Origin of the sequence: Pseudoalteromonas fenneropenaei (assembly GCF_042643375.1) — a bacterium.
In the GTDB taxonomy this organism is placed as follows: domain Bacteria; phylum Pseudomonadota; class Gammaproteobacteria; order Enterobacterales; family Alteromonadaceae; genus Pseudoalteromonas; species Pseudoalteromonas fenneropenaei.
This window is the reverse complement of sequence record NZ_JBHRSD010000022.1, coordinates 61,995-74,952: the sequence shown is the minus strand read 5'-3', so window position 1 is coordinate 74,952 and position 12,958 is coordinate 61,995. Positions and strand designations below refer to the sequence as shown.

General features: G+C 46.4%; 12 protein-coding genes. 8 read left to right on the top strand and 4 right to left on the bottom strand.

The genetic code is table 11. The annotated features are described in order from the left end of the window. The first annotated feature begins 4 nt into the window (after positions 1 to 4). Complete coding sequence (locus tag ACFOEE_RS12875) at positions 5 to 847, top strand: cobalamin-binding protein (RefSeq protein ID WP_377124873.1); 843 nt, start codon at positions 5 to 7, stop codon at positions 845 to 847. A 1-nt stretch (position 848) separates the two neighbouring features. Further along, positions 849 to 1,508 carry a uracil-DNA glycosylase gene (ung, locus tag ACFOEE_RS12870; RefSeq protein ID WP_377124871.1) on the top strand — a complete coding sequence of 220 codons (660 nt, stop codon included), beginning with the start codon at positions 849 to 851 and terminating at the stop codon, positions 1,506 to 1,508. A 38-nt stretch (positions 1,509 to 1,546) separates the two neighbouring features. On the opposite strand, the gene ACFOEE_RS12865 is transcribed toward ung, so the two are convergent. Next, on the bottom strand, positions 1,547 to 1,786 hold the full coding sequence (locus tag ACFOEE_RS12865; protein ID WP_377124869.1) for a hypothetical protein: 240 nt from the start codon (positions 1,784 to 1,786) through the stop codon (positions 1,547 to 1,549). Positions 1,787 to 1,978: 192 nt separating this feature from the next. Here ACFOEE_RS12865 and ACFOEE_RS12860 point away from each other — a divergent pair, with 192 nt between their 5' ends. Both ACFOEE_RS12860 and ACFOEE_RS12855 read left to right on the top strand, forming a co-directional pair. Next, positions 1,979 to 2,473, top strand: coding sequence for a DUF4124 domain-containing protein (locus ACFOEE_RS12860; RefSeq protein ID WP_377124867.1), 495 nt, complete (start codon positions 1,979 to 1,981; stop codon positions 2,471 to 2,473). 222 nt (positions 2,474 to 2,695) lie between these two features. After that, entirely contained in the window at positions 2,696 to 4,864 is a 2,169-nt protein-coding gene (locus ACFOEE_RS12855; RefSeq protein ID WP_377124865.1) for a carbohydrate binding family 9 domain-containing protein, read from the top strand. 35 nt (positions 4,865 to 4,899) lie between these two features. On the opposite strand, the gene ACFOEE_RS12850 is transcribed toward ACFOEE_RS12855, so the two are convergent. Then, a complete protein-coding gene (locus tag ACFOEE_RS12850; protein WP_377124863.1) occupies positions 4,900 to 6,957 on the bottom strand; it encodes a winged helix-turn-helix domain-containing protein in 2,058 nt (685 codons plus the stop codon). 192 nt (positions 6,958 to 7,149) lie between these two features. After that, positions 7,150 to 8,850 carry a gamma-glutamyltransferase gene (gene ggt / locus ACFOEE_RS12845; RefSeq protein WP_377125012.1) on the bottom strand — a complete coding sequence of 567 codons (1,701 nt, stop codon included), beginning with the start codon at positions 8,848 to 8,850 and terminating at the stop codon, positions 7,150 to 7,152. 452 nt (positions 8,851 to 9,302) lie between these two features. Between ggt and ACFOEE_RS12840 the strand changes: the two genes are divergently transcribed. The 4 genes from ACFOEE_RS12840 (at position 9,303) to ACFOEE_RS12825 (ending at position 12,655) form a co-directional block, all read left to right on the top strand. Then, positions 9,303 to 10,052, top strand: a complete 750-nt coding sequence (locus ACFOEE_RS12840; RefSeq protein WP_377124861.1) for an SDR family oxidoreductase — start codon at positions 9,303 to 9,305, stop codon at positions 10,050 to 10,052. 96 nt (positions 10,053 to 10,148) lie between these two features. Beyond that, positions 10,149 to 10,493, top strand: a complete 345-nt coding sequence (locus ACFOEE_RS12835; protein WP_377124859.1) for a phasin family protein — start codon at positions 10,149 to 10,151, stop codon at positions 10,491 to 10,493. A gap of 121 nt (positions 10,494 to 10,614) precedes the next feature. Then, positions 10,615 to 12,387, top strand: a complete 1,773-nt coding sequence (phaC, locus tag ACFOEE_RS12830) for a class I poly(R)-hydroxyalkanoic acid synthase (protein WP_377124857.1) — start codon at positions 10,615 to 10,617, stop codon at positions 12,385 to 12,387. A gap of 91 nt (positions 12,388 to 12,478) precedes the next feature. Continuing rightward, positions 12,479 to 12,655, top strand: a complete 177-nt coding sequence (locus ACFOEE_RS12825) for a hypothetical protein (protein WP_377124855.1) — start codon at positions 12,479 to 12,481, stop codon at positions 12,653 to 12,655. 96 nt (positions 12,656 to 12,751) lie between these two features. Here the strand turns inward: ACFOEE_RS12825 and ACFOEE_RS12820 are convergent, their stop codons facing one another. Next, positions 12,752 to 12,940, bottom strand: a complete 189-nt coding sequence (locus ACFOEE_RS12820; protein ID WP_377124853.1) for a DUF3545 family protein — start codon at positions 12,938 to 12,940, stop codon at positions 12,752 to 12,754. Positions 12,941 to 12,958 lie beyond the last annotated feature (18 nt).

The window sequence follows — 12,958 nt, the reverse complement described above, 5'->3', positions numbered from 1 at the left end:
AGCAATGAAATATTGGTTATCGCTAGTGTTGTCGCTATGTGCATTTGGCAGTGTTGCTAAACCATCGGCACAACGGATCATTGCCCTAGCGCCGCATATCGTTGAAAACCTCTATGTGATAGGGGCTGGGGAGCGCATTGTTGGCACAGTGGAATATGCTGACTTTCCAGAAGCCGCCAATGCTATCCCGCGTATTGGCGGTTACCATGGTATTAGCATGGAAAAGCTGCTGGCGCTCAAGCCTGATTTAGTTATTGCATGGCAAACCGGCAACAAGCAAACGGATCTCGATAAAATCGCAGCGCTAGGTATCCCCGTAGTGTACAGTCACACCCATGAGATTGCCGATGTTGCCAAAGAGCTGCGTGAGTTTGGTCAATTAACGGGGCTTGAAGTAGAGGCGGAGAAGCAGGCACAACAGTTTGAAACGCGTTTTAAAACACTACAGGACAAGTATCAAAGTGAGATGCGCCTTGCGGTGTTTTATCAGTTGTGGCCAGAACCTATGATGACTATTGGGCGTAACACTTGGGTGCATCAGTTGCTTGAGATCTGCCAAGTCGACAACGTCTTTGCTGATGCCAGTAGCGATTATCCGCAAATCGGTATTGAAAATGTGATCCACGCGAAACCGCAAGTGATCATTTTGCCGGATGAAAAAACCAAGCAAAAAGTGCCGTTGATCAATTGGCAAGCTTGGCCTGAGATCCCAGCTGCCAAGCATCAACAGTATATTCATGTGAATGCGGATCTGCTGCACCGTTATACCACTCGAGTGCTTGATGGTATCGACGACATGTGTGCTAAACTGGCGCTTTCAAAACAGCATTACCAACAAGGGAAATAGCATGACCACTTGGGCCGATGTACTTGGGCATGAAAAACAACAAGCTTATTTTCAAGACACGCTGAACTATGTGGCAGAGCGTCGCGCCGCAGGTGTGACGGTTTATCCACCGCAGGAGCAAGTGTTTGAAGCGTTTAAGGTGACGCCATTTGATGAAGTAAAAGTGGTGATCTTAGGTCAAGATCCCTATCACGGCCCAGATCAAGCCCATGGTTTATGCTTTTCGGTGTTACCCGGCATTAAACCACCACCGTCATTAGTCAACATGTATAAAGAGCTGGCGGGCACAGTGGCGGGGTTTCAGATCCCAAGCCATGGTTATTTACTGCCGTGGGCAGAGCAAGGGGTGTTGTTACTCAATACCGTTTTAACCGTTGAGCAAGGACAAGCGCATTCTCACAAACATTTAGGTTGGGAGCGCTTTACCGATGTGGTGATAGAGCAGCTTAACGCCCATGCCAATGGCATCGTGTTTTTGCTGTGGGGTTCACATGCCCAGAAAAAGGGCAAAGCCATTGACCGCGGCCGTCACCATGTGTTGCAAGCACCGCATCCGTCTCCGCTATCGGCGCATCGTGGCTTCTTGGGCTGTCAGCATTTTGTGCAAACCAATCAGCTTTTAACCAGTATGGGTAAAACACCGATCAACTGGCAGGTGTGATCAACATCAATGTGCGGGTAAGCTGCTTACCTGCACCGCTAATCGTAAGGAAACACCTTATATCTCAGCCAATAGCCGAGTGCAAAACCAGCGCATAAACACCCTAGGGTGGTTATCAGCATGGTCAAATCTGGCGCAGTGCTGTCAAAAAAGAGACGTTCGACAACAAATACCGTCATCAAGGAAGTGATACCATGTTCATACCATGGGCGTTTTCGTGAATAAACCCCCATCACCATGCCTATTAAGGATGACATGACAAAGACGAGAAATAACATACTCACTATCCTTATTCAGAGCGCTGTAATGTAATAACTTGTTAACACTCTAAAACGCACTTAAGTAGTTGTCTATAAAATAGGAAATTAAATTTAAAGCAGTTGCTTTAATCATCGCAAATCTAAACCATGGCGGCGATTTTGTAGTAAACTTTCAGGGTACTTGAGTGAATTTTGCAAGGAGCAATAACTATGTCTTTTACTGTCTCTTGGGTTTTGCCTTTCATGCTTGCCAGTAGCACATCAGTCTATAAATGCAACGATAATGGTACTGTGGTTTATTCGCAATTTCCCTGCGGTAAAGATCAGCAAGTGGTCACCATTAAAGCGCCGCCGTTTTTAGGTGGGCAAACCGCGCAGCAGCAAACTGCTCAACAAACACAGCAGCAAACTGCTCAGCAAGTGCTAGCAGATATTGAAAGTTATGTGGCAGTTGAACAAGTTAAGCGGGAAATTGCGCGTTTGGAAGGAAAACGTGAAGCTAAACTCAAACAGCGCGACGCGCAGCTCTTGGCATTGCAACAAAAAAAGCTCAAAGCCAATAACAACTTGGCAGGGGCGCAGTGGGAAACCAGTATCAGTGAAGAAATGAGCGCGATTAGCCAAGCTTATGCCACTGAGGTAGAAAGTTTAGACGCAGCCATTCGTAGTTTACAACAACGCCAATTACAACTCGAACATCCTTAACGCTCCCTGTTATCTTTTGGCTGTGAAACCACATTTTGCGCTGCTTGCTGCAAAAGTAGCGCCGCTTCCTTACAATAAAATTCGAATCTTTTGATTTATAAAGAGATAATCACGAGTCTATCACCAGATTTCACCGCTTTGTCACCTTTTTTCCTGCTTCAATCACCTTTTTTTGGCGGCCTTTCCACACAATCAAAGCCAGCTTAACAACAGGAAATTATCATGAAAAAGCAACTGGGATCCTTACTGGTGAGTTTTTTACTGCCGCAATCAGGTATGGCTGTAGCGCAGCAACAGTCTCCTTATCCATTTGCCCGAGGTGCACTGGCGTTGAAGAAAATGACTACCGCGCCGCAAATTGATGGTGTTTTTAGCGCCCATGAATGGGATGAGGCGGTGAAAATTAGCGATTTTGTGCTGTTTCGACCTACGGTTGGTGATAAGCCCAAATACCCGCTGACCGCTTATCTGAGTTATGACGACAATTTTTTGTATGTGGCGGCCGAGATATTCCAGCCACAAGATACCATCACCGACAGGGTGTTGACTCAAGGTAGCTCAATCTGGAATGAGGATTATTTTGGTATTACGCTCGACACCAATTTTGATAAACGCGATGGGTATTTGTTTCATGTCTCGCCTTCAGGGGTGAAAGAGGACGGCTTAGTCAACGGCACTGATTACATCGCTCAGTGGTCGACCCTATGGTACGCGAAAACATCGCGCTTTGCCGACGGCTGGCGAGTGGAAATGGCTATTCCGATGCAATCCTTATCGTTTGACCCAGCGCTTGATACGTGGGGCATTCAGCTGCGGCATAAACTCTCCGCGCCATATCAACAAGTGTATTGGAACTTAAATGATGGCGAAACCTATGGTTGGGCTGCGGGGCAGGTTGCGCCCATTACTCAGCTAACTGGCTTAAAACAAGGCTTAGGAGTTGAACTAAAACCGGGTCTGGCGTTGAGCAAGACTGCTGGTGAGCACGCGTGGACACCGTCGCTGGACGCATTTTACAAGCTAACCCCCAATTTGACTGGGGTGGTGACGTTAAATACTGACTTTTCTGGGACTGAGGTCGATGAGGTGAATATGAACCTCACGCGCTTTCAGCAATACTACAGTGAAAAGCGGGATTTCTTTTTACAAGATTCGCAAGTTTTCAGCTTCGGTGGCCTAAATGACTATGACCAAAATGGCATGCCATTTTATTCGCGACGCATTGGGCAAGGAGCCATAAGCGGCGTGTTAGACATAAACTGGGGCACTAAATTGGCAGGCCAGATTGGCGACACTCGCATTGGGGTGCTATCGGTCAACCAAGCGCAGGACGGTGCGATAGACGACAGCACGCAATTAAGTGTGGTGCGTTTGAGTCATCAGCTTAATAGCACCCATCAACTTGGTATGATAGCCACGCAGGGTAATGCGCAAAACAGTGGTGACAGTTTGCTGTGGGGCATAGATTATCGTTACGAAGACGCGATCTTTACCGATCAGCGTTTAGAAGCTTACGCTTGGTATCAAGAAACACAATCCCAGCACGCCAGCGACGATACCAAAGCTTATGGTGGCCAGATGTTTTTGCCTAATGATGCGGTCTATATGCGGGCTAAATACCGCTATATTGGTGCGGATTACCGCCCAGCGCTCGGCTTTGTTAATCGCCGAGGTATTCAATACTATGAGTTGGTGAATCACTTTCGTCATCGCCCCAAACAGGGGCCGTTGGCTGACTATTTAAATTACTTTCAGTTTACCACTTTCTTTTGGCAAACCGACGATACCGATAATCACAGGCTGAGTCAGGAATACCGCGTTCGACCACTACAGTTTGAGTTTAAAGATAGCTCTTGGCTTTATGTGCAGCATGAAACGCGTAAGGAGCAACTAAAAACACCTTATAAAATGGGCAAAAACATCACCTTTGCCGAGCAGGACTTTACTTTTTCAAAGTGGAAAATGGCACTGGGAACGGACAGCAGCAAACCTTTGTTTGGCGAAATGCGTATTGCCAGCGGTGATTTTTATGATAGCGAGGTTAAAGAGTTCGAGTTTGATTTAAACTATAAACCGAATAAATTTATCAGCTTAGCCTTGAGCCGGCAGCTCTATCATTACCAACGTCAGATTGAAAAAGAACAAATGTATGGTACTCGCTTACGCGTGAATGTGGCGTTTAACCCAGATTGGTCGTGGCAAACTTTGTTGCAGCACAACACGCAATCAGACTCATTGTCGGTGTTTAGTCGGCTGCGTTATCAAAGCCGCCCTGATGAGTTATATCAGCTGAGTTTTAATCGCGGTTTTGATTTGAGCGAAGGTTGGCATGAGCGTTTAACGCAATTTAACGAAACTGCGCTTAAGCTCAATTATACCTTTCGCTGGTAGCTTGCTGGTAACTTAGCCGACCAAAGGCGGCTCAATTAGTCACGCGCGAGCGTTTGGTACACCTCACTGCGATAACTGGCTTTGGTGGCAAAGAGCACCTCACCGTCTTTGACATCAAAGCCTAAATAACTGTGTATAGGGACTTTCGACAGGTGTTGCAATTGTGAACCGCGTAAGTCATAGCGCAGCAGATGCTCTCCGTATACGGTGAGTAAATATAAAATACCGTGTTCAATTTTCACATTATCATAAACGGGTAAGGTGCCTAGCCATGTTCCGGCATCTGGGCTTGGGGTCTCGAAGATAGCTGCGGTTGGCATGTGGTAAAGATTGTGGTCGCTATCAATAAAATAATAGTGCTCGCTATCTTGTGGGTCTGCCAATACCTGCTGCCAAGGTTTGCTCAACGTGGCAATGTGTTGTAGCGAGTTATTATAGATAGCCACAAACTTTTGATTGTAGTGTTTGATGGATACACTAAATAACGTGTTGGTGAGCCACTGGGTATTGATAATATCACCTTCTACAAAGTGCTCATGTTGTAACCGGCGCTCATTGAGATCAGCAAGCATCAGTCGATGTTGCTCGGCAATCAACAGCAGTGAGTCGTTCGCCGACAGTGCCAAAGTGCTAGCGAGGCTATCAGCATTGAGAATGGGCAACAGCTCAGCTGAACCTGCATTGCTCTGAAAGTACACCTGCATAAATCCTGCGCGATTCGACAGTAAATAATGCCCAGTGCGGGTATGAGCAAAGGTAGGCTGTGCGTCCACCACACTGCTATTGTCGAGCTGATAGCCGGTTTCTTGCCAGCGCAAATCCACGTTTTTATCATTACTACTGAAGATATAATCACGACCATTCGGGTGGCGCAAAATATTGCAACATAACCTTTCGTTGCTGCTAGCCAGCAAGGTTTGGTTTTGGCTGGCTAAATCTATATGAATGAGTTTACTGTCTGGCGCTGAGGTCGCAAACACCAGTCCGGTTTGCTGGTGATCCCAGACCAGCGGTGCTGTAAGAAGATTTAACTCAGTTAAGATACTCGTGCTGGCGTTGACAGGATCATACACCACCGCAGCGGTTTTACCGTCGATAGAATGGGCGCTGAGTAGCAACTGTGGCTGTGTTGCTTGCCTGTCGATATCTATTAAACGCCACTTAGACGCGAGCTCTAGCGGCAGCGGTTGTAATGCTTCGCCAAGTGCTGCGTGGTATAAATGGTTGCGGTGTTCGTGTTGTTTTTCATGCGCCAGCACATAGAGCTGACCATTGGCATGCAGCATTGAGCGGTGGACGGTGAGCTTATCGCACTCGGTAAGGAGTGTTGCATCGTTATTCAGACTCTGGCTGATGGCATCAAAGGAAGCGCGATACCAGCCACATTGCTCCTCTTCAGCGCGAAAAATCAGGGTTTGCTTATCCGCAAACAGTAGTTCTTTGATGTTATAAGGGGTATTGAGCTGAATTGGTAAGGGTTGATTCGCGGTTTGTCTATCCAATTGCCACAGCTCGGCACCCGCTGGACGGTGGTTGAGAAAGTAGAGCGTTTGCTTATCTGCACTGAGCAACAATGAACCTTTGCCACCGTACTGACGCGACAAGGCTTGGCTATCGCCATAAGTCACGCTAGCTGGGGTAGTGTACATAAGTAAATAAGCGAGCGCGAAACCCACAATTGTCATGGCCGCGAGTAGCCAATACCGCAGTGTATGTGGTGACTGAGTAATGCGATTTACTGGGAGCACAGGCGCAAGAGGTGAAGTGGTCGACTCTGCTTGGTAAGTAGAAATAGGCGCAATAAAAACATAACCTTGTTTTGGAATGGTTTTAATGTAACGCGGTGCTTTAGGGTCGTCGGCCAATACTTTACGTAAATTGGCGACCAGTTTATTGATGGCATTATCTGTGACAATCACTTGTTGCCAAATCGCGGCTTGCAATTCATCACGTGTAATAATGCGGTTGGGGTTAGCCACTAAAAACGACAATAACGCCAGTAACCTTGGGTCGAGCGCTATCACTTCGGGGGGCTTTTCCAAGCAAGCATTGACTGCGTCAAACTTGAATTCACCGACGATTATTACATTCATAGCGCTCATTTCTTTGTTTTGGCAACAATGTTAACGATCAAATTCGTTTCTGCAATGTCTTTTTTTGTAACATTCAATGTGAATTATTGGGCTAGCTGCCAAGGTGTTGCTTGATGTGTTAAGCATAGGCGGAGTGTTGACGTTATTGCGTATTGCTACAGAGCTTACCGTAGCAATACGTCAGCGATTGAACTAATACCCCACCGTGGCACTACCTGAAATACGTAGATCGGATGCGCCATACAAACCTTGCTCGGTAACCATTATAGATTGCGTCGAACCCATAGCGTTTTGCACCGACAAAGTATGGCCTTTGGCCTCAAGCAACGCGCGCGTATCTGGGTTGAGACTACGTTCTATACGTAGTTCATCGGGTAGCCATTGATGGTGTACCCGCGATGCATTGCTTGCCTCCGCGATATTTAAGCCGTGATCAATGACATTTAAAATCACCTGCAAAGTGGTGGTGATAATGCGTGAGCCACCTGGGCTGCCAGTGACTAAGAAAGGCTTACCGTCTTTCAAAACAATCGTGGGTGTCATTGAACTGAGCGGTCGTTTGTTGCCTTCTACGGCGTTGGCGTCGCCTCCCACTAAACCAAACCCATTGGGCGTACCCGGTTTCGCTGAGAAGTCGTCCATTTCATTATTAAGCAAAATGCCTGTGCCTTTGGCTACCAGACCTGAGCCATAGCTAAAGTTTAAAGTATAAGTATTACTTACTGCGTTACCCCATTTATCGACTACCGAATAATGGGTGGTTTGGTCGCTTTCATATGGGGTAAGTTTGCCGGGATTTATCTCGGTACTGGGCGTTGCCTTTTGTAGGTTTATCTCGCTGGCGCGCTGTTTTGCGTAGGTTTTATCAGTCAAAGTTGCGACAGGAACCTGATAAAAATCTGGGTCGCCAAGATATTCGCTGCGATCCGCATAAACGCGTTTCATCGCTTCGGCCATAATATGTAAGCTGGCAGCACTATTGTGACCAAGTTCGCTCAGCGGGAAGTTTTCCAGCATGTTCAGTAACTCAATCAGATGTACACCGCCTGATGAAGGAGGGGGCATTGAAATGACCTTATAACCACGATAATGACCTGTAACGGCAGTGCGCTCCACCGCGCGATAATTCGCTAGGTCGGCTAATGACATAATGCCGCCTGCTTGAGTGACCGCCGCAACGATTTTTTCTGCTGTTTCGCCGTGGTAAAAACCTTTACTACCGTGCTTGGCGATAAGCGCCAATGAATGCGCCAGTTCAGGTTGTTTGAGTAACTCGCCGGGGGCGAAATTATCGCCATTCGGTTTATAAAATATCTCAGCAGAGCTTGGCCATTGCGCGATACGACGTTTTAAGCCCGCTAGTGAATTAGCTAAATCGGGCGTAACTAAGATGCCATCGCGTGCCATTTTGATAGCGGCTTGCGTTACTTGCTGCATGCTCATGGTGCCGTATTTTTTTAGCGCCAGCTCCATGCCCATTACTGTGCCTGGTACTCCCACAGCTAAACCATGTTCACGACTAAGACTCGCCACCGCGTTACCTTGTTCATCCAAGAAAATGTCTTTGTGTGCTTTGGCTGGCGCTGTTTCACGGTAATCAATTGCAATGGTTTGCTGTTCTTTGGCTAAATACACCAGCATAAAACCACCACCACCTATATTACCTGCGCGTGGCAAAGTGACAGCAAGGCTAAAACCTACCGCCACAGCAGCATCAACCGCATTGCCACCTTGCTTCAATATTTCGATGCCTACTTGAGAGGCTAACGCTTCTTGACTAGCCACCATACCGTCTTTTGCCCAAATCGGCTGTGCGGTGGCTTGTGAACTAAAGATGGATGTTTCTGCAGCTTTGATGTTGCTCTCAGATGCGCTTGGCGCCGCTAAACTCAGGCTGGTTGCGCTGAGTGTTAATACTGCGAGTAGGGTAGTTATTTTTGTCACACTCGGGTCCATTTCAATTAACGCAATGTTTTTTGATTAGAACACCTGATCTGCAAACTGTCCAATAAATCCGCGCAATGGCGGGTATAGCGGGATGGCAAGCAAAAAGCCGTGGAGTGTGATTTACATCAAGCTTTATGGCGCCAATAATCGGCATCATAACTTTGGCTACTGAGGTGGGAATGAAGTTTGAGTTTTTACTCTAAAGTTCTACACTCAATCTTATTACGTATCATGTGGCGCGAGTTTGTCTTGAGAAGTACATCTTATTGGCATATATCCGTCACAAACTACGTGAACAATAGCCGTAGTTAAGCAAACGCCGCTATAGGGAGCTGTCATAGCGGGTACCGTGGCTGAGAGGTGTGCCAGTTCAGCCGCTTTTTGTCAGGAACACAGTTATGGAAAACCTTAAGATAGCTATCGTGACCGGTGCCTTTGGCGGTATTGGTTCTGCAATCGCCAAAGAATTGGTACAAGAGGGCTGTTTGGTGATTGCCGTGGCCAGCGCCAAACGTACCGCTGCAGATTATGATGAGTGGCTGAACGACACGCAGCTTAATCCCGCTCTTGTCCGACCGCTTTTTCTGGATGTCACCGACCAGCAGGCTTGTGAAGCTGCTATTAGCAATTTGCTGGAGGAGTTTGGTCGCATTGATATTTTGGTCAACAATGCCGGTATTACTCGCGACAGCACTTTTAAGAAAATGACTGCCGCACAATGGCGAGAGGTCATAGATACCAATCTCAATTCGCTTTTCAATATGACTCAGCCGCTTTTTGCTGCCATGTGCGCGCAAAAATTCGGTCGCATCATCAATATTTCCAGCGTGAATGGTCAAAAAGGTCAATTTGGCCAAGCCAACTACTCTGCCGCCAAAGCTGGCATGATAGGGTTTAGCAAAGCGTTGGCCTATGAAGGGGCACGAGCTGGTGTCACAGTGAATGTTGTGGCACCGGGCTACACAGAGACACCTATGGTCGCGGCAATGCGGACTGACGTGCTTGATAGCATCAAGGCGCAAGTGCCGATGCAGCGCCTTGCGACCCCAACTGAAGTTGCACAAGCGGTGGCATTTTTGGCCTCCGACAAGGCTGCTTACATTACCGGTGAGACGTTAGCGCTCAACGGTGGTTTATATATGAATTAACACCTGACGTGGCGACTTCTCAAAACATGGCAAATGCGCGTGGTGGTATTTGGGAAAAGTCCACTTTTACAAGCTGATCAGATAAGGAAACAGACCATGTACAACGATTTATTGAAAACATTTAGCGCCCAAAGTGAAAAGTATTTTTCACCATTAGTACAGTTTAATCAATTGGTTGCAAAGAATATTGAGCAACTGGCGCAAATTCAGTTAGAGGCAGCGCAGTCTTATACTAAGACGTCAATTGAACAGCTTAAAACCGCTTCTGAAGTGAAAGATGTGAAGTCTTTCATTGATTTTAACGTCAGCCAGCTGAGTGCACTAAACGCATTGAGTCAACAAATGATTGCGGATGGCCAAAAGCTCACGCAATTAGGTCAAGAGTTCAAAGATACGCTTGAAACCATCAATAAAGATGCGATGAAAGCGGCACAAGTTTAAGTGTGTTTTAGGGAGCATTTGGGCAACGCCCTGATGCTCCTTTTCCGTTATGCTGTGTTGGCAAGCAATAGCCTGACACACGCCCATCTTGATAATAATGCCTCCGCTTAGGAAAAGTATTATGGAAACCCAAAACTCAGATTTGGAACAGAATTTAGCCAAATGGTGGCAGTTTAACCAAAGTTGCTACGATGTGTTGGCCAAAAGTATGCTGCAAGAAAATCCACTGCAAAAAGCGCTTAATGAGCAAAATGCGCGCGACTTTGCGACTTGGATCAATGAAGTCAGCAAGCAACCTGAGGTTGTTTACAGTAAGCAGTTTGCTTGGTGGCAACAGCAGTTAAAAATTATGCAAGCTGCTTGGGGTCAAGCGCTTGGTGAAGACAATGCTGCCGTTGTCGAGCCAGAAAGTGGTGACAAGCGTTTTGCTGCAGAAGAATGGCAAGCCAACCCTTGGTTTAATTATATCAAGCAAAGCTACTTGCTGTTTGGTCAATCATTGTTAGATGCCATTCGTGATACGCCGGGCCTTGATGACAAACTCAAAGAACGCTTAGAGTTTTTTGCCAGACAAAGTATTAACTCAATTGCCCCCAGTAATTTTATTTCAACTAACCCTGAATTACTTAACCTCACTATTCAATCAAAAGGCCAAAACTTACTACAAGGTTTTGAATTATTTAAAAAAGACCTTGAGAAAGGCGGCGATATGCTGCGTATTAGCATGACCCGCGACGATGCCTTTAGTTTAGGCCAAGATTTGGCGACGACTCCTGGTCGAGTGATCTATCAGAATCACTTATTTGAACTAATTCAATACCATGCGCTTACCGAGCAAGTGCATAAAACGCCACTTTTAATCGTCCCGCCGTATGTGAACAAATACTATATTCTGGACCTCAAGCCCAGTAACTCACTGGTGAGATTCGCCCTAGAGCAAGGCCACAGTGTGTTTATGGTGTCGTGGAAAAATCCTGATGCCAGTATGGCGGAAATCGGCTTTGAAGATTATGTCGTGGATGGAGTGATTGCCGCCCTTGATGCCATTGAAAAGCAAACTGGGGAAAACGAAGTTAACGCGGTAGGCTACTGTATTGCTGGTACTTTGGTTACTGCCACTATGGCCTATTTTGCTGCCAAGCGCAGTAAAGCGAGGATCAAATCCGCTACGTTACTGACTACCTTGCTGGATTTTTCACAGCCAGGTGAGATAGGGGTGTTTATCAATGAACCAACGATAGCCGCGCTTGAAAGCTATAATCTGCAAAATGGCGTGATGAACGGCCATTTGCTGGGGTTGTCGTTTAGTATGCTGCGCGAAAACAGCCTGTACTGGAATTATTATGTGAATAATTACCTCAAAGGCCAGCAACCGATGGATTTGGATTTACTCTATTGGAATGGTGATAGCACCAACCTCACCGCGGCGTGTCACAATTTTATGCTTCGTGAATTGTATCTCAATAACCGTTTGGTTGAGCCTAAAGGTGTCAGTATTCGCGGGACGAAAATTGACTTAAGTAAAGTCAAACAGCCGGTGTACATGCTCTCTACTCGAGATGATCACATTGCACTGTGGCAAGCAACTTTCAAAGGTATTCAAGCCACGGCTGCCAATACCACGTTTGTGCTTGGCGAATCTGGGCATATTGCTGGGGTGATCAACCCGCCCACGAAAGGCAAATATGGTTATTGGTGTGGTCCGCAAGTGCAGGGGGATGCTAATGATTGGTTAGCTCAAGCTGAGCATCAAAGTGGGTCCTGGTGGCCACACTGGGCTAGCTGGCTCAGTGCGTATCAAGGTGATGCAGTACCTGCAAGGGCAGCAAAAAGCCAAGAAAACCCAGGCATTTACGATGCGCCGGGTGAATACGTGAAAAAATCTATTTCCTAACTATGTTGTCAATTTGGGCACGTTAGCTAGTTGACGGCATTTTGTACCGATGCTAGTGTAATTGTGCCTATATAAAAACAAGGAGTAGGTTATGAAAATCAAACTAAACAAGAAGAAGGTTAAAGATTTATCGTGGAATAAGACTTTCCCTGCGGATAAAACTCGTGTGGTTGCGGGTGGTCAAGGGGCATGTTCAGGCAATCCACAATGCGTTATGGACCAGCAACCTGGTAATGATGGCGACTATAGCGTGTGTGTTACATTCTAAAATGTAGCGGGTGAGAAGATAAAGCCGCTGGCTTTATCTTCGAACAGGCTAGTATTATGCAGATGCAAAAAAGGCTCAAAAATGAGCCTTTTTTGATTAGAAGTCTAAGCCTTCTAAGTCGACGCTGTCTGCGAATATATCTAGTTCTTGTAGTTCTTTGCGAAGTCGCTGTCTGTCTTTCAGTGCTTCAATTTCACGCCATCTTCTCTTCTTGCTTCTTTGAGAGGTTCTTTTTGTTGTTTCAGGATCCTCTAGTAACTCAAATAGATCGTCTAGGCTATCCATGAATTTCTCCTAATTGAT

Coding starts and splice junctions, on each gene's coding strand:
- ACFOEE_RS12840 (WP_377124861.1), top strand. CDS start 9,303: ATGGAAAACCTTAAGATAGCTATCGTGACCGGTGCCTTTGGCGGTATT.
- ACFOEE_RS12860 (WP_377124867.1), top strand. CDS start 1,979: ATGTCTTTTACTGTCTCTTGGGTTTTGCCTTTCATGCTTGCCAGTAGC.
- ACFOEE_RS12855 (WP_377124865.1), top strand. CDS start 2,696: ATGAAAAAGCAACTGGGATCCTTACTGGTGAGTTTTTTACTGCCGCAA.
- ACFOEE_RS12835 (WP_377124859.1), top strand. CDS start 10,149: ATGTACAACGATTTATTGAAAACATTTAGCGCCCAAAGTGAAAAGTAT.
- ACFOEE_RS12820 (WP_377124853.1), bottom strand. CDS start 12,940: ATGGATAGCCTAGACGATCTATTTGAGTTACTAGAGGATCCTGAAACA.
- ung (WP_377124871.1), top strand. CDS start 849: ATGACCACTTGGGCCGATGTACTTGGGCATGAAAAACAACAAGCTTAT.
- phaC (WP_377124857.1), top strand. CDS start 10,615: ATGGAAACCCAAAACTCAGATTTGGAACAGAATTTAGCCAAATGGTGG.
- ACFOEE_RS12875 (WP_377124873.1), top strand. CDS start 5: ATGAAATATTGGTTATCGCTAGTGTTGTCGCTATGTGCATTTGGCAGT.
- ACFOEE_RS12825 (WP_377124855.1), top strand. CDS start 12,479: ATGAAAATCAAACTAAACAAGAAGAAGGTTAAAGATTTATCGTGGAAT.
- ACFOEE_RS12865 (WP_377124869.1), bottom strand. CDS start 1,786: ATGTTATTTCTCGTCTTTGTCATGTCATCCTTAATAGGCATGGTGATG.
- ACFOEE_RS12850 (WP_377124863.1), bottom strand. CDS start 6,957: ATGAATGTAATAATCGTCGGTGAATTCAAGTTTGACGCAGTCAATGCT.